Source organism: Desulfovibrio intestinivivus (assembly GCF_053570665.1).
In genome coordinates, this window is sequence record NZ_JBRBQT010000001.1 from 557,244 (window position 1) to 574,281 (window position 17,038).

19 protein-coding genes are annotated in these 17,038 nt (G+C 51.5%); 14 read left to right on the forward strand and 5 right to left on the reverse strand.

Going from position 1 to position 17,038, the window contains the following annotated elements; all coding sequences use genetic code 11:
- Position 1 precedes the first annotated feature (1 nt).
- Positions 2–1,504 carry a hypothetical protein gene (locus ACUZ9P_RS02315; RefSeq protein ID WP_449248490.1) on the forward strand — a complete coding sequence of 501 codons (1,503 nt, stop codon included), beginning with the start codon at positions 2–4 and terminating at the stop codon, positions 1,502–1,504.
- Positions 1,505–1,776: 272 nt separating this feature from the next.
- Here ACUZ9P_RS02315 and ACUZ9P_RS02320 read toward each other — a convergent pair whose 3' ends face one another.
- Together ACUZ9P_RS02320 and ACUZ9P_RS02325 are read right to left on the reverse strand one after the other, a co-directional pair.
- Complete coding sequence (locus tag ACUZ9P_RS02320) at positions 1,777–2,082, reverse strand: HigA family addiction module antitoxin (protein WP_449248491.1); 306 nt, start codon at positions 2,080–2,082, stop codon at positions 1,777–1,779.
- Between the two features lie 56 nt (positions 2,083–2,138).
- Complete coding sequence (locus ACUZ9P_RS02325) at positions 2,139–2,252, reverse strand: type II toxin-antitoxin system RelE/ParE family toxin (protein WP_449248492.1); 114 nt, start codon at positions 2,250–2,252, stop codon at positions 2,139–2,141.
- A 531-nt stretch (positions 2,253–2,783) separates the two neighbouring features.
- Here ACUZ9P_RS02325 and ACUZ9P_RS02330 point away from each other — a divergent pair.
- Positions 2,784–3,095: a helix-turn-helix domain-containing protein gene (locus ACUZ9P_RS02330; RefSeq protein WP_227119438.1), complete on the forward strand. Its 312-nt coding sequence runs from the start codon at positions 2,784–2,786 to the stop codon at positions 3,093–3,095.
- Positions 3,085–4,236 (forward strand): type II toxin-antitoxin system HipA family toxin, encoded by a 1,152-nt coding sequence (locus ACUZ9P_RS02335; protein WP_449248493.1) that lies wholly within the window; start codon positions 3,085–3,087, stop codon positions 4,234–4,236. Before ACUZ9P_RS02330 ends, ACUZ9P_RS02335 begins: the two co-directional genes overlap by 11 nt.
- Before the next feature lie 209 nt (positions 4,237–4,445).
- Here the strand turns inward: ACUZ9P_RS02335 and ACUZ9P_RS02340 are convergent, their stop codons facing one another.
- Positions 4,446–5,108 carry a hypothetical protein gene (locus tag ACUZ9P_RS02340; RefSeq protein ID WP_449248494.1) on the reverse strand — a complete coding sequence of 221 codons (663 nt, stop codon included), beginning with the start codon at positions 5,106–5,108 and terminating at the stop codon, positions 4,446–4,448.
- A 166-nt stretch (positions 5,109–5,274) separates the two neighbouring features.
- Between ACUZ9P_RS02340 and ACUZ9P_RS02345 the strand changes: the two genes are divergently transcribed.
- The 3 genes from ACUZ9P_RS02345 to ACUZ9P_RS02355 all read left to right on the forward strand — a co-directional run bounded on the left by ACUZ9P_RS02345 (position 5,275) and on the right by ACUZ9P_RS02355 (position 7,648).
- Entirely contained in the window at positions 5,275–5,838 is a 564-nt protein-coding gene (locus tag ACUZ9P_RS02345; protein WP_449248495.1) for a tyrosine-type recombinase/integrase, read from the forward strand.
- A 256-nt stretch (positions 5,839–6,094) separates the two neighbouring features.
- Positions 6,095–6,700 (forward strand): TetR/AcrR family transcriptional regulator, encoded by a 606-nt coding sequence (locus ACUZ9P_RS02350; protein WP_449248496.1) that lies wholly within the window; start codon positions 6,095–6,097, stop codon positions 6,698–6,700.
- A gap of 93 nt (positions 6,701–6,793) precedes the next feature.
- Entirely contained in the window at positions 6,794–7,648 is an 855-nt protein-coding gene (locus ACUZ9P_RS02355) for an NAD(P)-dependent oxidoreductase (RefSeq protein ID WP_449248497.1), read from the forward strand.
- A gap of 434 nt (positions 7,649–8,082) precedes the next feature.
- On the opposite strand, the gene ACUZ9P_RS02360 is transcribed toward ACUZ9P_RS02355, so the two are convergent.
- On the reverse strand, positions 8,083–9,111 hold the full coding sequence (locus ACUZ9P_RS02360) for a tyrosine-type recombinase/integrase (protein ID WP_449248498.1): 1,029 nt from the start codon (positions 9,109–9,111) through the stop codon (positions 8,083–8,085).
- A gap of 256 nt (positions 9,112–9,367) precedes the next feature.
- Positions 9,368–9,637: a hypothetical protein gene (locus tag ACUZ9P_RS02365; protein ID WP_449248499.1), complete on the reverse strand. Its 270-nt coding sequence runs from the start codon at positions 9,635–9,637 to the stop codon at positions 9,368–9,370.
- A 78-nt stretch (positions 9,638–9,715) separates the two neighbouring features.
- Here ACUZ9P_RS02365 and ACUZ9P_RS02370 point away from each other — a divergent pair, with 78 nt between their 5' ends.
- The 8 genes from ACUZ9P_RS02370 (at position 9,716) to ACUZ9P_RS02405 (ending at position 16,947) form a co-directional block, all read left to right on the forward strand.
- Positions 9,716–10,048, forward strand: a complete 333-nt coding sequence (locus ACUZ9P_RS02370; protein ID WP_449248500.1) for a hypothetical protein — start codon at positions 9,716–9,718, stop codon at positions 10,046–10,048.
- A 13-nt stretch (positions 10,049–10,061) separates the two neighbouring features.
- Positions 10,062–10,556 (forward strand): phage regulatory CII family protein, encoded by a 495-nt coding sequence (locus ACUZ9P_RS02375; protein WP_449248501.1) that lies wholly within the window; start codon positions 10,062–10,064, stop codon positions 10,554–10,556.
- On the forward strand, positions 10,546–13,440 hold the full coding sequence (locus ACUZ9P_RS02380) for a toprim domain-containing protein (RefSeq protein ID WP_449248502.1): 2,895 nt from the start codon (positions 10,546–10,548) through the stop codon (positions 13,438–13,440). Before ACUZ9P_RS02375 ends, ACUZ9P_RS02380 begins: the two co-directional genes overlap by 11 nt.
- A gap of 11 nt (positions 13,441–13,451) precedes the next feature.
- Entirely contained in the window at positions 13,452–13,874 is a 423-nt protein-coding gene (locus ACUZ9P_RS02385) for a hypothetical protein (RefSeq protein ID WP_449248503.1), read from the forward strand.
- 337 nt (positions 13,875–14,211) lie between these two features.
- Positions 14,212–14,760, forward strand: coding sequence for a Rha family transcriptional regulator (locus tag ACUZ9P_RS02390; protein ID WP_449248504.1), 549 nt, complete (start codon positions 14,212–14,214; stop codon positions 14,758–14,760).
- 495 nt (positions 14,761–15,255) lie between these two features.
- Positions 15,256–15,516 (forward strand): BrnT family toxin, encoded by a 261-nt coding sequence (locus ACUZ9P_RS02395; RefSeq protein ID WP_240823983.1) that lies wholly within the window; start codon positions 15,256–15,258, stop codon positions 15,514–15,516.
- A complete protein-coding gene (gene brnA, locus ACUZ9P_RS02400; RefSeq protein WP_449248505.1) occupies positions 15,506–15,760 on the forward strand; it encodes a type II toxin-antitoxin system BrnA family antitoxin in 255 nt (84 codons plus the stop codon). The genes ACUZ9P_RS02395 and brnA overlap by 11 nt, the downstream gene beginning before the upstream one ends.
- Positions 15,761–15,984: 224 nt before the next feature.
- Complete coding sequence (locus tag ACUZ9P_RS02405; protein WP_449248506.1) at positions 15,985–16,947, forward strand: hypothetical protein; 963 nt, start codon at positions 15,985–15,987, stop codon at positions 16,945–16,947.
- The last annotated feature ends 91 nt before the right edge of the window (positions 16,948–17,038 follow it).

Here is a 17,038-nt window from a genome sequence, read left to right on the forward strand (position 1 = left end):
CATGAGCTTCCTAGAAAGCCTACATAGCCTTTTCCCTGGCGATGGGACGTTCTGGGAAAACAGATTAAACGCTCAGTACACAATTTCGCTTGATGCAGACAAACTCCCAGACTTTAAGAACATCGTTGCTTTTTTATCCAATCTTCCAGAAAGGGATCATATTGCCATAACAGTGACGGTAGACGACGAAACTTTTTTTAGCTTCGAAAACAAAAAACCTTTCGACGAAGAGAGTTGGGAAACCTATTTAAAAAATTCAACAGATGAAGATTGCTCGTTTGATATAGCAATTAAGATTACAAAAACTAAGCATCTCGGCCACTGCACTATTTATTCTTATAATGACTTTATTAAAGATCTAGCAAGCCAATCTTTTCATGAACTTATAATTTTTTTCAATACACTCCTACTTGGTGAATCAAGCATCATTTTTGATGTCTTGGAGGATGGTAAATGCTGGGGGACAGAACACCTAGCTTTTGTTTCTGATGGAGCAAGCATACAGCTTGATGAATGCAGGCTAAAAACACTTGAAGCATGCCGCGACAACGCCCATTTCCTAAATTTCTCATCTTGCAACTTGTTGCCGTCTGATTTCCACATAGGCACTAACTACGAAGGGAATCCACTAACTGATAAATTCAGAAAACTTGAAACATTTTTATCCATTGCATTCATTTCCAACTCTTTTTCCTTTGACAAAGAAGGCTGCTCAACTTCATTTTCAGCCTTAAGGGACTTCAAAGAAGAAATCCATTTTGTTGATCTGCGCTTTAATAGGCACTGGTATAAAATTTATGAGTGGGCATACACTGATGCACATATTTCAGACAAGCTTGCGCTAGTTCGTAACGTTGTTAGCCTAAACTGCAAATTCAAAAAAATACTCGACATTGACGAGACACTGCTTGCCTCAATTCAATCAAACTACCTCATTTATTTAAAGAACAATATCTCTGAGTATCTAACGGCTAGAAATAAAATCGGGGACTATATTAGCGGGGTTCTTTTAAATTTATCTGAACACATCAGCAATCTATCAACGAGCCTTACTCACAATTTTATTGGGGTATTAGCATTTTCACTTACTACGATATTCCCAAAACTTATTTCAGGAAATACGGGAATACAATTCAGTGACACCTCACGTAACATTGTTTTTTTTGCAATAGCTATTTCAGTTATTTACTTAATATTCTGTGTAATAAATTTTAACGATAGGATATTAACCATTAGAGAAAGCTTTGCCGCACTAAAGGATAACTATACTAATATATTTTCAGAAGTAGAACTCGCTCAAATCTTTGACAACACCACAGTAGAGAACCGTATAAAGCGCGCAGAAAGACGGCGTCTACAAATTATTAGCATCTGGTTTTTTTTCATGCTTGCACTTGCATGCGGCATCAACTACTTCAGTGAGCACCCATTATCTTTCAATTTTATAAGCAGTAGCGTTTCTTTCAACACTTGCAGCGCTCCGTTTATATTAATTCCATGCTAACTACGAATAGGCTTAAGACTGACAGATTTCTATACATTATTCTTTCAAAAATTAATGACAGCCACCATGCGGATTCGACCTGTAAAATAATGTTTCCCGATGGTTACAGATGTATCCTTCTCGCGGGATTCTTCCGGCATTAGTTAGTTGCAATTCTGCTCCTGACTTCGCCTTGGCATCATGCACAAACAGAAACAATCTTACATTTAAGCATTCTTTCGAATTTTTCTGCAAAGCTTTCACTGTGCCAACGGGGCTGGTACTTTTTTGATTTACGCAGATGCTCTTTGGCCCTGCAACGCGCTATAAGGAACAATCCGTTCCATATCCGTGCGCTTCTGGGCATCCATCGAATCCGCTTCATACTGCGCCTGCAAGTTGACCCACAGATTAAGATCAGTTTCAAAAAATTTTGCAAGCCGCAGGGCTGTATCAACAGAAATACCCCGCTTCTCATTAATAATCTCATGCACTCGCGAGGCCGGTATCCGCAGCTCCAGCGCAAGGGTGGAGGCCGTAAGACCAAGGGGGGCCATGTATTCCTCGCGCAATATTTCGCCGGGATGAATAGCAATCATAATTAATCTCCTAACCATGTGTGGTGGTTTGTTGTTTCCTGCCAGTAGCTTTGCCGCTAGTGATAATCCACCACTTCCACACCATATGCGTTTCCATCTTTCCACCGAAAGCAGATGCGCCATTGTATGTTAATGGCGATGCTGAATTGACCGTCCCGATCTTCCTTCAACTTTTCCAGCCTGTTGCCGAAGGAATTCGGAGCGAATTGAGCTGACTTGTTGCATGTAAAATGCGCAGCATGCGCAATCCCTTTCGCTGCACAGTATTCAATGGCGGGAAATTGCCAGAGGTAAAAAGTTCTTCCGTCTCTTCGCTTTTGAAGCTCATAATCATCTAAAGCGTACCCTCATGAATGCCTCCAGCAAGCAGCCAGAACACTTTTTGCGGCATTCGCTGCGCGAATACGCTAAACGTATTTGTTGAACATAAAAGCGCCCGATTGGGCTTGCTGTCAATATTAGCTAAACAAGGAAAGATGGTGTTTACGCCTTCCTCGCCGTTTTCCGGCACCGCTCCATACGCGCCCGGTGCTGGTTCAAAACCTCAACAGGTTATTCCTTTTCTTGGTGAGCTTCGGCCCCGATCTCGCTTGGCGGGGCTGGTGTTGACGTTAGAGCGCGTGTTCACCTACCCCCCATCACCATATTGCTATCATCTCATATTTTAGCTACTATACTAAAAAATACAGTTAAGAGCTATTATGTTAGATGATATATTAAAAACTCCGCAGGAAATCCGGCTCGGCATCGCCGCCAAGGCGCAGGCCAAACGTCTTGCTCTCAATATGAGCCAGAAAGATTTGGCGGCCCGCAGCGGCGTTTCCCTTGGCTCTGTGAAGCGCTTTGAAACAACAGGGGAAATCTCGCTCGCGTCCTTGCTGGCTATCGCCCTGATTCTTAACGATCTTGAAGCCTTTTCCGGCTTGTTCAACCCACCGCGTACAGAAAACCTGTTCAAGCCGCAATCCCCAGCACCCCGCAAGCGGGCAGGGAGAAAACGCCATGAATCTTGACGTGCATCTGCATGCATACGGCGCACGGCGCCATGTGGGAAAGCTTGCCGCACACAGCAACGCCATTCTGTTCCAGTACGCGCCAGAATTTCTTGATTCGGGCATCAACATTTCGCCGTTCAGGCTTCCGCTCAGCCCAGAGGTCAGGGAAGACCCCAAGCGCACCTTTGACGGCCTGTTCGGTGTGTTCAACGACAGCCTGCCCGATGGCTGGGGGCTGCTTTTGCTGGACAGGGCATTACGAAAAAAAGGCTCATCGCTCCATGCCTGCCTGCCCTTGCAGCGCCTTGCCATGGTGGGTGCCCACGGCATGGGCGCACTGGAGTACACCCCGGCGGCGGAACAGGCAGAAGAAGCCGTTTCTGTGGCGGAACTGGATGCTCTGGCAGAGGATTCGCTGCGGATTCTGCGCGATGCGCCTGTGGATGCGGGGCAACTGGACAAGCTTATTCAGCTCAACGGCTCATCCGCAGGAGCCAGACCCAAAATTCTGGTGAACGTTGCCGATGATTACCGCATTGTGCCGCAGGGGGCGGGGGAACCCCAAGGAACCCCCTGGATCATCAAATTTCGGTCTGCGCACGAACCGCCAAACACCGGGCTGACGGAATACGCATATTCTCTGGCGGCCAGAGAAGCCGGGCTGGATATGCCGGAAACGCACCTGTTTCCGTCTGCAACCTCGCCGGGATATTTCGGCGTCCAACGCTTTGACAGGGTGCATGGCCAAAAGGTGCATGTGCACACCGCCTGCGGCCTGCTGCACGCATCGCACCGCGAACCCTCGCTCACCTATGAAAGCCTGCTGCGCCTGACGCTGCTGCTCACCAAAGACATACGCGAAGTGCTTAAAATGGTGCGGCTCATGGTGTTCAACGTGCGCTCCGGCAACAAGGACGACCATTCCAAAAACTTTTCCTTTCTGCTGAACAAGGAGAACCAGTGGCGCATGGCCCCGGTTTATGACCTTACACCGTCAGAGGGCATTAACGGGGAACAGACCTGCATGGTCAACAACAAGGGCAAGGATATAACCGAAAAGGATTTTTTGGCGGCCGCCGCAACGGTGGATGTAGACGCTCGGACTGTGCGCGAAATCATGCAGCAGGTAGACGCGGCTTTGGCCGAGATGAAAAAGTAAGGTGCTCAAATGTTGGAAGGAGCCCGTCTGAGTGACAAATGGGAAATTCCGCAAGCAGCATGAGAACTGCTCATAAAGGAAACGCCAGAAAAAATATCCGGTTTTGTATCTGATTTTCACAGCGCGAAAGAAGGCTGCCATGCGGTTACACATAGCAGCCTGCATTTATTAACCTACTGGGATAATAGCCTAAATTCCTACGGCAATACTCAATGACCTAGCCAGCGGAGAAACAAGAACAGAAGCATGAAAGCAATCGCTGTGCATCCAGAAGTTACACTTGCCAACCACCACGTATCACCCCGCAATTCCTTGCCGTAACCATCCATTACTGCACGCGATTTTTCAAAATACTCCTTTGATGCGATTGCCGCCACCTCGCACTTTGCCAAGCTTTGCTCCATACGCGCTCTGTGCTGATTCAAAACCTCAACGGGATAATCCCTTACTTGGTGAGCTGCGGTTCCGATCTCCCGCGCGGCCTGAGAGGTACTTCTCTGCAATTCTCGTAAAAGCTGAATCAACTCCTGTGAGTTCTTGATTCGTGCTTCTTCCTGCAAGCTCAGAACCATCAGGCTTGCCTCTATCCTTGTCTGATCTATCTCGCTCGACGGGGATGGTACTCCCCCTTCGCACTCCGTCAGAGATACAGCAATGTCGGCATTGCATAGTGCGGGCATGGCCCTATCCCACCCATCATGCAAATCAAAGAAACCCCGCACAAACTCGCAGTTTAAGTATCGGGCTGCGTTGCCCGCATCAAGGGCATCAAGAAGGCAGTTGCAGTTGTCAATCATGCCGACGATATAAACAGAAACCAGCGGTTCATGTTCATAGAGGCCTCGGCACCCTGTTATCGCAACCAGCTTCATACGTTCAATTGAAACTGAGCGTGGGGGCAAGGCTGCTGATCGCCGCATTCGCACGTTGAAAACGCTCTGGAATTGGCACAAGGACGCGGTTCCACGGAACCCCTGGCGTTTTGTTGCCAAGCCCGCTGTGGAACAATACGTCAAGTACGTGCCGACCCCTGACGACATGAGCAAGGTTCTTGCTGCGGCAAAACCGTGGCAAGCTGATTTGCTCAACACGCTGCTGCTCACAGGGGCCAGAGTAAGCGAAATTCTCAACCTAACGTGGGAAGACGTTGCCGAGCGCTCATTGAAGCTTTGGACGCGGAAGCGCAAGGGAGGGGCAAGGCAGTACCGGACGTTACCTATCGGCAGCAGCTTGCATGCCATCATAGCTGCTCAGAAAGCCATAACAGGCAATACGACACATGTTTTCATCAATCCCAATACAGGCGGGCCGTACTCAACCCGCCAACAAACGATCAGGGATATGATGAAAAACCTTTGCAAGAAGGCTCAGATCAAAACCTTTGGCTTTCATGCCATACGGCATTTTTTCGCCGTGAGCCTTATCCAGTCACACCATGCGGGTTTGACCGACATTCAGCTCCTCTTAGGACACCAGAGGGCCACTACGACCGACATCTACCTGAAAAGCGTGTCGCCAGACATCAACCATTTGGCGGCTATCATTGAAAGTGCGGTTCAGCCAGCATCTAGCCGAACGCACGAGGTTGAAGCCGGCAGATAACTCTGGATGCCAGAACGCTTAAGGGCGAGTTGCTTCACTGCGACCCGCCCTTTTCTTGTGTCCAGCGGCACTGATGCGAGTGCGGTACATGGCGACGGAATCAGGTTTTGGAACTCGAGGCTCTCATGGAGTGTTGATTTTTCCGCCCATCGGTGTGCCGGAGGTGCCGCTGAACGTGCGGTTATTGCCCCTTGACAGCGGTGGGGGTATCATTAATTATGAGACTGAGCACACCGTTTATTAATTGGGAGTACACATGGCTCGACCAAAAAACGAAACGCTCCACCAAGAGCGTCGTCTTCAGATTCTCAAGGCAGCAGCGGGCGTATTTCGCGCAAAGGGCTTCCATGCAGCTAGAACAGAGGAGATTTGCTCAGCAGCAGGCATGAGCGCAGGCACGGTTTTCCGATATTTCCGCGACAAGGACGAAATCATTGCAACCATCGCGGAGATGGAATTCAACGCCAGCCAGGAGATGGGAAAACACCTTTTCACCCGTGAAGGATTTACGGCCTTTGCCAACATCGACGGCAAAGGCCTGGAGGAGATGTGGAGTTCTTGTGCTTCGGGCATGGGCCTTGGCCTCGACAGTTGGCTCGAACTGTATCGAAACGAGAAGTCCGCAGTGCCGTGCAAGGCCAAGGAAAGGGCTATGCGGGAGCAGTTTGCGGAAGCTCTGCGCCTCGGACAGACTGAAGGATGGGTGCGCGCCGCCATTGATCCGAACGAGGCAGTGCTCATCCTCATGGCACTGTTTTCCGGGCTGATGATGGAGCAGCAGTTCGCTCCAGGGCTGGACCTCGAAAAGCTGGCTGGCGGTTTGCGCGGTGTGCTGCGCGCCTACATCCTTACGGAGGCATAGAGGATGATGTTTGACTTAGGCAGGAACATTTGACGAACAGCCTCCCGATATGAGGCATCAACCTTTTAGCCAACTCACATAGATGGTAGAGATATGAAAATAGCAATTATTGGAACTGGCCTGATGGGCACCGCTTTTGCAGAGGCAGTGATGAAAGCTGGCCATGAAGCCATTGTCTACAATCGCACGACAGCGAAAACAGCCCCCTTAGTGGCTATGGGCGCAACGGCCATGGCGACCGCAGCGGAAGCCATCATGGCAGCCGATGCTACCATCCTTGTGCTTCTGGACGGATCGGGAGTGCGTGAAATGCTGCTGAGCGATGCGACAAAAGCGGTGCTTAGGGGCAAGAAGCTTATGAACGCCTCCACGACAAATATTGACGAGATCATTGAAATCGCGGGCGAAGTGGCCAAGTGCGGCGGAGACCTCGCGGAGATGACCATCTATGTGGGTAATGATCAGCTACGCAACGGACAGGGACAGTTCGTCTACGGCTGCGCGCCGAAAGACGAGTCCCTCTGGGAAAACATTCTCATGAGTGTCGGCAGCTCCGCCTTCCGCGTGGGTGAAGTGGGGGATGCGACCAAGGCAGAAACCCCAACGCTCATCGCTTCCATGTTTGGGGCCGTGACGCTGGCGTATGCGGCAGCGGTGGCCAAGAAGCTTAACGTCCCGCAAGAAGTGTATGGCCCAGCCATTTCCATGGCTGTACCGGGCGCGGAATACCTGCTGCCCAAAATGATTGACCGGAATTATGATGAATCGCTTGGGTCTGTGGACAGTTACACGGCTGGGCTGACTATCGCAATCAATACGGCAACGTCAGTCGGCATCCCGACCGACGTCCTAAAGGACATGCTCCGTCTATTCGAGTCTGCGGCAAGTCGTGGCTTCGGCAAAAAGGATGGGGCTGCCGTTTTGGAAGTGCTGTTGGAGCCGCGCTAGACGGACACCGCAATCACGACGCGCACGCACAACCTAGCCCTCATTGCCTGTAAAATCGAAAAAACACCTTTACGTGATGTCCTTATTTGAACATACAGGCCATAGTGAATTTTTCCCACATATCTAGCCAAAGTATGCATGATGGTATGCATGTTAGTCGCGCACTCGCTAAAAACATACCCATTTTAGACGCAAAAACGGCGTGTTGCCATCTAAAGCAACACGCCGTTTTTATTACGCATTAATGGCGGAGAGGGTGGGATTCGAACCCACGTAGGAGCTATTAACCCCTAACTCGATTTCGAGTCTAACCATACACTTTTCGCACACAAAAATATGTGATGTTATTACCGTGCGTTATAAAAATAACCTCGGATAAACTCGGATAAACTCGATTTTCTTTCACGCCAAAAAGGCGGCAAAATCACGTCACATCACGAATTGCCATCACCATCCAATAGCGCCGCAACCCCGCGATCTATCGACAATTCATGTAGGTACTTTTCTGTCGTACTCAAATTTTTATGTCTCAGTGCCGCTTGAATCTGAAACGAAGTAATCACCCCACTGTCTTTTAACAGCGTTGCAAAATAATGCCGCATAGCATGAGCCGTAAAAGGAGGACAAATGCTGGCAGCCTTGCACAACTCCGGAAGCCAAAGCCGCACGGAGTTTTTTGTAAACTGTCGCCCGGCACGTCCCACGAAAACAAACTCCGGGTGGGCAGAAGGGAGCCCTTTCCTTGCTGCCAGGATTTCACGCAGAATTTGCGGCATGGCAAGGATCCCCGGTTCAAGGTTGCCCCCCTTACGCTTGCGCGTCCAAAACGTGATTGTATTCCGCTGAAAATCAACATCATTCCAGCAGAGGTTGCACACTTCAGAAAGTCGCGCGCCCGTGTAGCGCAGGATGTCGAGAAAATCTTTTTGTTCCTGCGTTGCCAACTTCAGCACTGCGTCAATTTCCGCAGCAGTTGGCACCCGCCGCACAAATTTCTTTTCAGGGAATTTCTCGAATGGAATGAAAGGATTCTCGTGATAAAGGCGCTTTCGGATCGCCCAGTTCATAACCGCCCGCAGTTCCACCAGATCACGATTTGCGGCCTTTGGCCCCATCGCTTGTTTTCGTGCAACAAGGTACCCGCTGATCTGCGCGGCCCGAAGGCGTTCAAGCTGAAAATCACCACCTATAAAAGACAAGAATCGCCGCAATGCGGCGATCTTGTACTGAACGGTATTGTGCTGCCGGCGCTCTTTCATATCGTCAAGATACGCTGTCGCCAGACCCAAGAAGGCCGTACCTGTCGGCTCTTTCTTTTCTGCCAGAGTGAGTGCCCTTGCTTCCCACTTTTTTGCGTCTTGCTGATTTGTGAACCCCGACTTTGAGCCTATCCGTTCGCCGTTCTGGTAGACTTCCACTTTGAACCGCTTGCCGCTCTTGGTCATGTATGGAGTAATTGCCATTGTGCTGCTCTAAAAATTTGAGGACATCATCAGGGCGAAAGCGCGCACCACGGGCCGTGCGTCCGTTGCCGACAAAAAAATGAGGCCAGGTACGCCATACCTTCGCCAATGATGATACTTCGACCATCAAAAGTTCAGCCATTCCGGCCAGATCAGTGACCGCGGGCAATGTTGTGTCATCCTGCATGGCGTTCCTCCGTGCCTCCATGCTAGGAAGTTTTACCCCATCATGCAAGAAAAAATAGGAACTTTAACCCTAATCAATTAACCCTCGCTCTTTCGCCTGCCGCTCAAGATTCCAGATCATGTTGGCAAAATCCTCGCCAAAGAACTTAGCAGCCGCATACGTTTCCGCCAGCGACATGCGCCGCGACTTCCCCTCTTTCGCCCTACATAACCGCCACGCTCGAACGGCATCGCCGTCCATCACGGCTCTGGCAAACTCGCTGTGAGACAAGCCTGACGCTGTTATCCGTTCATCCAACAGGGCCACTACCGCACGTTCAAATTTGTCGCCTTCTTTCATGTGCAGACCATAACGGAATTTAGAACCTAGGCAATTTCCGCGTTGACACTTTAGGCACTTTATGCCTAATTTTGACACATGAAAAACGCCACCAAAACCCACCTCAGTCGGCTGGTAAAAGTCTTCGGCTCCTTTAGTGCCGTGGCCCGTTACCTTGGCTTTACTCCCCGCTGGATGCGCCGCATCCGCGCGGAGGACATTCCCCCGCAAAGCGCCCTCAAAATCCGCATTGCCGCGTCCAACCTTCAACTGCGCAACCTGCTGCGCGAGCTGCGCCGCACTGGCGTGGTCACCCCTGCCCACCTGCAAGAGGCCTGGGCGAATATCCGCGCCCAGGAGGCCGACACCGCGCAAGGCAACCATGACACAACACCCGAACCGCTCGCCACCACAGTGACAAAAAGCGCGTAAAGGAACACATGCCATGCCTCAACTGCAAGATATTCCTGAAATAATCCCGTTTCACAAAATGGAAGCGTCAGAGGCGTTCTCCCTGGCCGCGCGAGAAAGCGGCCTCCCCTTCCCCGTGATCTGCAAGCGCATGAACTGGAGCAAGTCCTACGGGCGCCGCGTTTTCCGCAACGAAAAATTTTACCCATCATTTGCCGATCTGCCCCGCTGGTGCGCGGTTGTGGGCAACACAATCGTCCTTCAATGGGCGCTGGCCCGCGCCACAACCCACGGGCTTGAGGCCCAGTTCGACCACGTCGACTGCCAGTCACTGCTGCTGCGTATCACCGGCATGTTTGCCGATGCCGGCACAGTGGCTGGCCGCGCACGCGAAGCCGTGGCCGACAACCTGCTGCAACCGCACGAACTGCGCGCCGTGGTCAAAGGGCTCGACTCCCTCATCCAAGGCAGCCTCGACCTACTGGGCGACCTGCGCCACGAGCTGAAGGAGGCGCAACGTGGGGCATGACATTCCAGCGTCCGAGATCGTCACCGCGCTGCTTGATTCTCGCCTCTATGATCTGCGGAGATCAGGCAACTACCTGCGCGGCGTCTGCCCATCATGCGGGGAAAAGTCCCTCTTTGTGGGCACCCTGCACCCCTACGTGCTGCGCTGCACCCGCCTGAACAAATGCGCGTTTGAGCAGACCGTGCGCGAGGCCCTGCCAGACTTTTTCGGCAACTTCGCCAAGCGCTACCCGCCCACGGCAGAAAACCGCGAGGCAACAGCAGACGCCTACCTGGCGCTAGACCGTGGCTTCGACCTGGGCAAGATCCGTGGCTGGTACGAGCAAGGCTCCTACCCCATCCACAACACAGACCAATACATCCCCACCGTGCGCTTTTACCTGGACGAGGCCCGCACCCGCTGGTGGGAGCGCCTTATCGGCCGCAAGGGCAACAACGGCAACAAGGCCAGCTTCGGCGGCAAGCGCAAGGACGACGGCACCCTCTACCGTGGCGACGCCTGGATGCCGCCCGGCATGACCATTGAAAAGCTCGACCGCGTCTTCCTGGTGGAGGGCATCTTCCACGCCATCGCCCTTTACCATGCCGGGTTCAAGGCCGTGGCCTGCTTTTCGTGCAACACCTTTCCCGAAGACTTCATCAAGGCCCATTCCGCCAAAAACGTTAAGTGGACTGTGGCGATGGATGCCGACAACGCAGGCAGCCGCTGGGCAAAACGCCACTACCTGCGCCTGAAACAAATGGGCGAGCTGGCAAGCGTCTGCCTTCCGCCCAAGGGGCAAGACTGGGACGACCTCTGGCGGGCAGAGCACCTGACCGCCGCGCTCATCTCCAAGGGCCTATACAGCGGGCGGCTCATGGTGGCGGAGAGCGTGGAAGAAAAAGCCTTCCACTACTATGTTCATAACCGCAGCAACAAGTTTTTGCTCGACTTCAAAAACGCGCTCTACTGGATTGAACTTGGCGAGGACTTCCGCACCGAGGTCTACACCGCCGTAAACGCACAGGCGGAAAAGGACGCCGAAAACCGCGCCGCCGAAGCCAAAGCCCAGCGGGCAAAAGAGGCTGCCCGTCAAAAAGCCGAGCAGAAAAAAACCGCTGCCGCACCAGCGCCAGAAGCCACCCCCGCCGATGCCGCCACGTCAGAGCAATCACCAGACCAGCCCGATCAGCCGCAGCAACCCGAGGTGAAGGACACGCCCGACGACCCCGAGGGGCAGATTCTTATGACGCCAGAGGGCCGCCAGATGTTCAACCGCCATTGCTGCGTTGACACAATATCCAACGTGAATCCTGACTGCCTGTACTTATCGAAAGATTCTCTTACAGATGAAATTCGCTACCAGTTCAAAATCGCCTACGCCAACGGCACCCCGGACGAGATCATCCCGCTGGAGGGCTCGGCCATCAACAGCCCGGTGGACTTCAACAAGGCTTTGCTCAACCGCAGCCTTGGCGGCACGTTTGACGGCAACGCCGGGCATTTCAAAATTTTGCGCAAAATATGGCTTAACCGCCGCCTTCCGATTGTTTCGTCGTTATCATTCGTAGGTTACGACCCATCCACCAAGGCCTACGTTTTCAAGGATAACGCCTGGCACTGCGGCCGGCGATTGGCAGCCAACGACCAGGGCTATTTTGAAATCAACCGCCAGGGCGTCAAGACAACGCTGGTAAGCGTCAACATCACTACCGAGGGCGACTTCAAGCCAGACTGGCTGCCCAATTTCGTCAAAGCCTTTCACTGGCAGGGCTTGGCCTTGCTGGCTTTCTTTGCCGGTTCGCTCTTTGTGCAGCAGATCCGCAGCCGCGATAAGTCTTTTCCGCTTCTGGAGTTCACGGGCGACCCAGGCGCTGGCAAATCCACCGCGCTTGAATTTTGCTGGAAGCTTTTAGGCCGCGACGGATACGAAGGCTTTGACCTGCTCAAGTCCACGGCCGCAGGTCGCCGCCGTGCCTTCAGCCAGGTCAGCAACCTGCCCGTGGTCATTATTGAATCTGACCGCGACGATGGGCAGAAAGACTCCCGCCAAAAACAGTTCGGCTTCGATGAAGTAAAGCCCTTCTTCAACGGCCGCGGCACAGGCACCCTGGGCGTTTCCCGCCGTGGCAACGAAACGGACGAGAGCGTGTTCCAGGCCTCGCTTATCATTTCGCAGAATGCCGAGGTGGAAGGCAGCGAGGCGCTTCTGCAACGTATTGTCCACTGCCATGCGGACAAAAAGCACCATGCCCAGGGCACACGCGATCTTGCCCGCTGGTTTGAACGCCAGACCGTGGCCACCGTGGGCGGCTTTCTCAACCGGGCGCTCACGCGTGAGCGCGATTTTCTGGAGGCCTACGCCCAGGCCTACACCAAGTACGAAACCATGCTCACCGGCGCGGATCTGCACAACGAGCGCATCATCAAAAACCACGCCCAGGTGGCAGCCTGTGGCGATGCCCTGGGCGTTATCTTTGGCGATGCCATGACGCAGGAGCTAAAGACCGGCCTCGCCTGCTATCTCACCAACCGCGCCAGGGCGCGAGAAAAGCGCCTGGCCAACGACCATCCGCTGGTCGAACAGTTTTGGGACATCTACGAGTACATCACCATCAAGATCACCGGCAGCCTGCGCAACGACAAAGGCGACCAGGAGCCGCTCAACCATGCCCGCACCACCGATGGCCGCATCGCCATCAACCTCAACCAGCTTATGGAAGAGTGCCGCACCTGGGGCCAGCCCGTGCCGGATATGGCCACGCTCAAAAAGCTGCTGCCCATGTGCCGACGCCACAAGTACATGGGCAACATGCCCATCAATAGCCGCATCACGGGCAAGACCATGCGCTGTTGGGTCTTCAGCCGCGCTGGCGGGTATGCCGCTACTACCGACGAATTTTAGGGGGAATAAATATGTTGATGCACACAGGCTCACGCACCCGCAAACTCTACATCTGCACGTCTACCCGCAACCTTGCGGCCTACCGCCAGTTGCAGCAGGCCCTGGAGCTTGCGCCCTATGAGGTGCAAGACTGGACGCGCTTTCTGCCCGAGCCGGGGCCAGATTTTGACCAGCGCAAAAACGAGGATCCCCACGGCGCTGCCTTTTTCTTTTGCAGCCGCGCCCTGGGCGGCGCTGATCTGGTTGTGTACCTCGGGCCTTCCGGTTGCGATGCCTCGGCAGAGCTGGGCATTGCCTGGGCCGCAGGTGTGCAAGTTTGGGGAGTGCCCGGGCCGGATGAACGCCCAGGCGTCATGATCAAAGGCTGCGTGGCCAGATGGTTCCCCACCCTGGACGCGCTGATCGAGGAGCTTACCCGCTGGCGCGGGTGGTGAAAAAGCAGAACGGCCCCGATGCGCGAGGCCGTTCTAATGTATGGTAACCAAACTAACTAACCAGTAGGAGTCTACGCAATGAGCACCTTCATGTCATTCATTTTTGATGAGGCCCAAGTCCGTATCCACCAAAGTGCAAATGGTTCTATAGCTATTACCGATGGAACCGTCCTCCTCGGTGACACCCCAAGCATGCCCAACGTGAACGAATCCCGCATCTAGCCATTCCCATTTGAGGCTGCCCCCACAGATTACCATCGCTACTACCGATGGTAATCACCGCTCCCGTGCGGGGCTGTTCAAGGCTATAGAAACAAATAAACATGAGGTGATTATCATGTCTAATCTGCCGGAACTGGAAATGGTTAATGGGCTCCCAATGGCTTCTTCTCTGGATGTGGCTACGCACTTTGAGAAAGACCACCATAATGTTCTCAAGGCCATCAGAACCCTCATTGACGAACTGCCCGCCGAGTTCAATGGCGTTAATTTTAACGCCATTGAATACCGCGACCCGGTCGGCCGCACCCAACCAATGTTTTACCTGAGCCGCGATGCATTTACACTTCTGGCCATGGGCTTCACCGGGGCGGCAGCCTTGCAATGGAAGCTAAAATACATTGAGGCATTCAATGCCATGGCCGAAACCATATTTCACATTGAGGATATTTCTTTACCCTGGGCTACGCCCCCGGTTATGGCCATGCTGACCCGCCTGCCCACCTTTATGCACAGGGAATACTTTCGCGCGCTTATCGCCGTATACACCAAGCTTGCTCCAGAAGAGGCCGATAAACGAAGCCGCAAATTGCTGGATGTTTGCCGGGTATTCGCTTGCAAAGCCAGAACCCAACAAGGCAGCCTTTTGGATGTGACAGGGGCATAAACAGATTATGACCCTTTAGGCTACTCCAACATATCGGCCCATCCGACAGCCCCGCTAACCAGCGGGGCTTTTTTATCCACACGCAAACATAACATCAAACCAGCACAACATACTGAAAAATTTGTTTAATACCTTTAAACCCGGCCCTCTTGGAAAAATAAACTCAAAATATTTTTGGGGGCATCGGAAAGGCGTAATATGTGTAATGTTACATTATTTCATATAATTATATAGTAATATTAGTGTAACCAGATTACGCTTTGCCCCTGTGATTTTATTACGGTTAGCTGTGATTTTTCAGCATTCTTAACATGCTGAAATTTAACATATATTACAAATAGCCTCAAAAAATATTACGCTGTATTACACTGAAATCACAGCACATCACACTTATTACGCTGTTGCGAACCCCTGTCCCGCTTTATATACAAGCACCCCCCCAGGCAGCCCCTCGCCGTCCATTGACAAACGGTATATTTTTTATACCTTATAAGCATGAAGTTTGAATACGACCCCGCCAAGAGTGCGATCAACAAAATGAAGCACGGACTCGACTTTGAGCAGGCCAAGGCCCTGTGGAAAGACGAAAACCTGCTGGAAGTGCCCGTGCTGCGCACAGGTGAACCACGCTTTCTGGTTATCGGCATGATCGAGGGCAAAGTGTGGACAGGGGTCATCACATACAGGGGCGAGGCCGTGCGCATCATTTCCGTGCGCCGCTCCCGCAAAGAAGAGGTGGAACACTATGAATCATGAACAGCAGCTTTCTGCCGAGGAATTTGACCGCCGCTTTGAAGCGGGCGAGGACATTTCCGCGCATGTGGACTGGTCAGCGGCCCGTAGGCCCAACAAGCAGACGCAGCGCGTAAATGTGGACTTTCCCACCTGGATGGTGGAAGCGCTGGATACGGAAGCCCGCCACCTGGGCGTGAGCCGCCAGGCGCTCGTCAAAGTGTGGATAGCCAACTGCCTTGCGCGCGATGCACACAGCGCCAGATAAAATTTTAGTCACTTTGAGAAGATGGAAAAAGCCGGAGAAATCCGGCTTTTCTTGCGTTTCAGACCGCAAGCAGTTCAGCACCACTACAAGGTACCTATGGCGTTAAGGCGCAAATGGGTATAGGGAAGACAGTAGAAAGCCAACAAATGACAAGCTTGTGCCCCCCTAGAACTCTGTCATAATAAAAAAATTTCTAAAATTCACCCAAAATGCGCAGGCAACATATGACTGACCAGCAAAAAGACCGAGATGAGGCACTAGCCGAAATTACTGCAAATAGAATTCAAAAAATATTTTATGCAAACAGCATAAAACGCGCTTTTATCGATAGCATAGTCCCCGTAACTTTACTTCTAATTACTGGAATATTAGCTATTTCATTTTACTTCTTTCCAGAAGATTTCGATAACCTTCTTTCTCAAGAATCCGGCATTAAACGCCTAAGCCTGTCAGTAGGATCTATGGCAATATCAATATCTATAATAGTATTTTTCAAGTCTATTTTGGCTCGATTAGAGCACAGGCCTTTAAACTTCATTGATATTGAAAAACAACGTATTAACTCTTCACGCTCAGAAATATTCAAGATTTTGCAGGCAAAAGAGACCTTTTCTGACACAATTCCTCAGAAATCTATTCAGAAAGATTTGAATCCCTCCGATTATTTCGCCGGGATGATATCTTTTTTTAGCGAACGAATAAAAAAGACAAACGAAAGCGCATCGTACCTCCTCGACACAGGTAGAGCTTATTCAAAATATGGCCTCTGGTTTTACATCTTAACAATTATTGCATGGCAAATTTTAATATACAATACTGAATTCCATGTACAACACATCTACGGGATCGCAGGATGTTCTCTTATTTTTATTTTTGTTCAGTTTATGAGTGCATGGTTCTTAAAACAGTATAGATATTCCATCGACACATCTATACACCTCATCAAGATCAAAACTATCATTGAAAGATATTTTCTTACGTATCTAATTGTAAAAGAATCACACCGAAACAACAAATGTTATACAGAAGCATTTACCGTGCTCAAAGAAGATATCAAATGGCCTGAAACCTACCTCACAAAAAACCCTGACGTCAGTTTTGCCAAGGAATTTATGGAAACAGCTACACAGCTTATCCGAGCCGCCAAATCCGAGGCCAAGCCTGAAGCCAAAAAAAGCAACGGATGAGTAGCACCGTAAAAGGCATGAGTATAAAGCAGAGATTTACGCCATCGGCCCTTACCCTCTCCGTCTGTAAGCTGAATCAACAACATTAACC

What these genes read in the sequence shown, in the direction of transcription:
- ACUZ9P_RS02315 (WP_449248490.1), top strand. Translation starts at nt 2, where the DNA reads ATGAGCTTCCTAGAAAGCCTACATAGCCTTTTCCCTGGCGATGGGACG.
- ACUZ9P_RS02320 (WP_449248491.1), bottom strand. Translation starts at nt 2,082, where the DNA reads ATGATTGCTATTCATCCCGGCGAAATATTGCGCGAGGAATACATGGCC.
- ACUZ9P_RS02330 (WP_227119438.1), top strand. Translation starts at nt 2,784, where the DNA reads ATGTTAGATGATATATTAAAAACTCCGCAGGAAATCCGGCTCGGCATC.
- ACUZ9P_RS02335 (WP_449248493.1), top strand. Translation starts at nt 3,085, where the DNA reads ATGAATCTTGACGTGCATCTGCATGCATACGGCGCACGGCGCCATGTG.
- ACUZ9P_RS02340 (WP_449248494.1), bottom strand. Translation starts at nt 5,108, where the DNA reads ATGAAGCTGGTTGCGATAACAGGGTGCCGAGGCCTCTATGAACATGAA.
- ACUZ9P_RS02345 (WP_449248495.1), top strand. Translation starts at nt 5,275, where the DNA reads ATGAGCAAGGTTCTTGCTGCGGCAAAACCGTGGCAAGCTGATTTGCTC.
- ACUZ9P_RS02350 (WP_449248496.1), top strand. Translation starts at nt 6,095, where the DNA reads ATGGCTCGACCAAAAAACGAAACGCTCCACCAAGAGCGTCGTCTTCAG.
- ACUZ9P_RS02355 (WP_449248497.1), top strand. Translation starts at nt 6,794, where the DNA reads ATGAAAATAGCAATTATTGGAACTGGCCTGATGGGCACCGCTTTTGCA.
- ACUZ9P_RS02360 (WP_449248498.1), bottom strand. Translation starts at nt 9,111, where the DNA reads ATGGCAATTACTCCATACATGACCAAGAGCGGCAAGCGGTTCAAAGTG.
- ACUZ9P_RS02365 (WP_449248499.1), bottom strand. Translation starts at nt 9,637, where the DNA reads ATGAAAGAAGGCGACAAATTTGAACGTGCGGTAGTGGCCCTGTTGGAT.
- ACUZ9P_RS02370 (WP_449248500.1), top strand. Translation starts at nt 9,716, where the DNA reads ATGAAAAACGCCACCAAAACCCACCTCAGTCGGCTGGTAAAAGTCTTC.
- ACUZ9P_RS02375 (WP_449248501.1), top strand. Translation starts at nt 10,062, where the DNA reads ATGCCTCAACTGCAAGATATTCCTGAAATAATCCCGTTTCACAAAATG.
- ACUZ9P_RS02385 (WP_449248503.1), top strand. Translation starts at nt 13,452, where the DNA reads ATGTTGATGCACACAGGCTCACGCACCCGCAAACTCTACATCTGCACG.
- ACUZ9P_RS02390 (WP_449248504.1), top strand. Translation starts at nt 14,212, where the DNA reads ATGTCTAATCTGCCGGAACTGGAAATGGTTAATGGGCTCCCAATGGCT.
- ACUZ9P_RS02395 (WP_240823983.1), top strand. Translation starts at nt 15,256, where the DNA reads ATGAAGTTTGAATACGACCCCGCCAAGAGTGCGATCAACAAAATGAAG.
- brnA (WP_449248505.1), top strand. Translation starts at nt 15,506, where the DNA reads ATGAATCATGAACAGCAGCTTTCTGCCGAGGAATTTGACCGCCGCTTT.
- ACUZ9P_RS02405 (WP_449248506.1), top strand. Translation starts at nt 15,985, where the DNA reads ATGACTGACCAGCAAAAAGACCGAGATGAGGCACTAGCCGAAATTACT.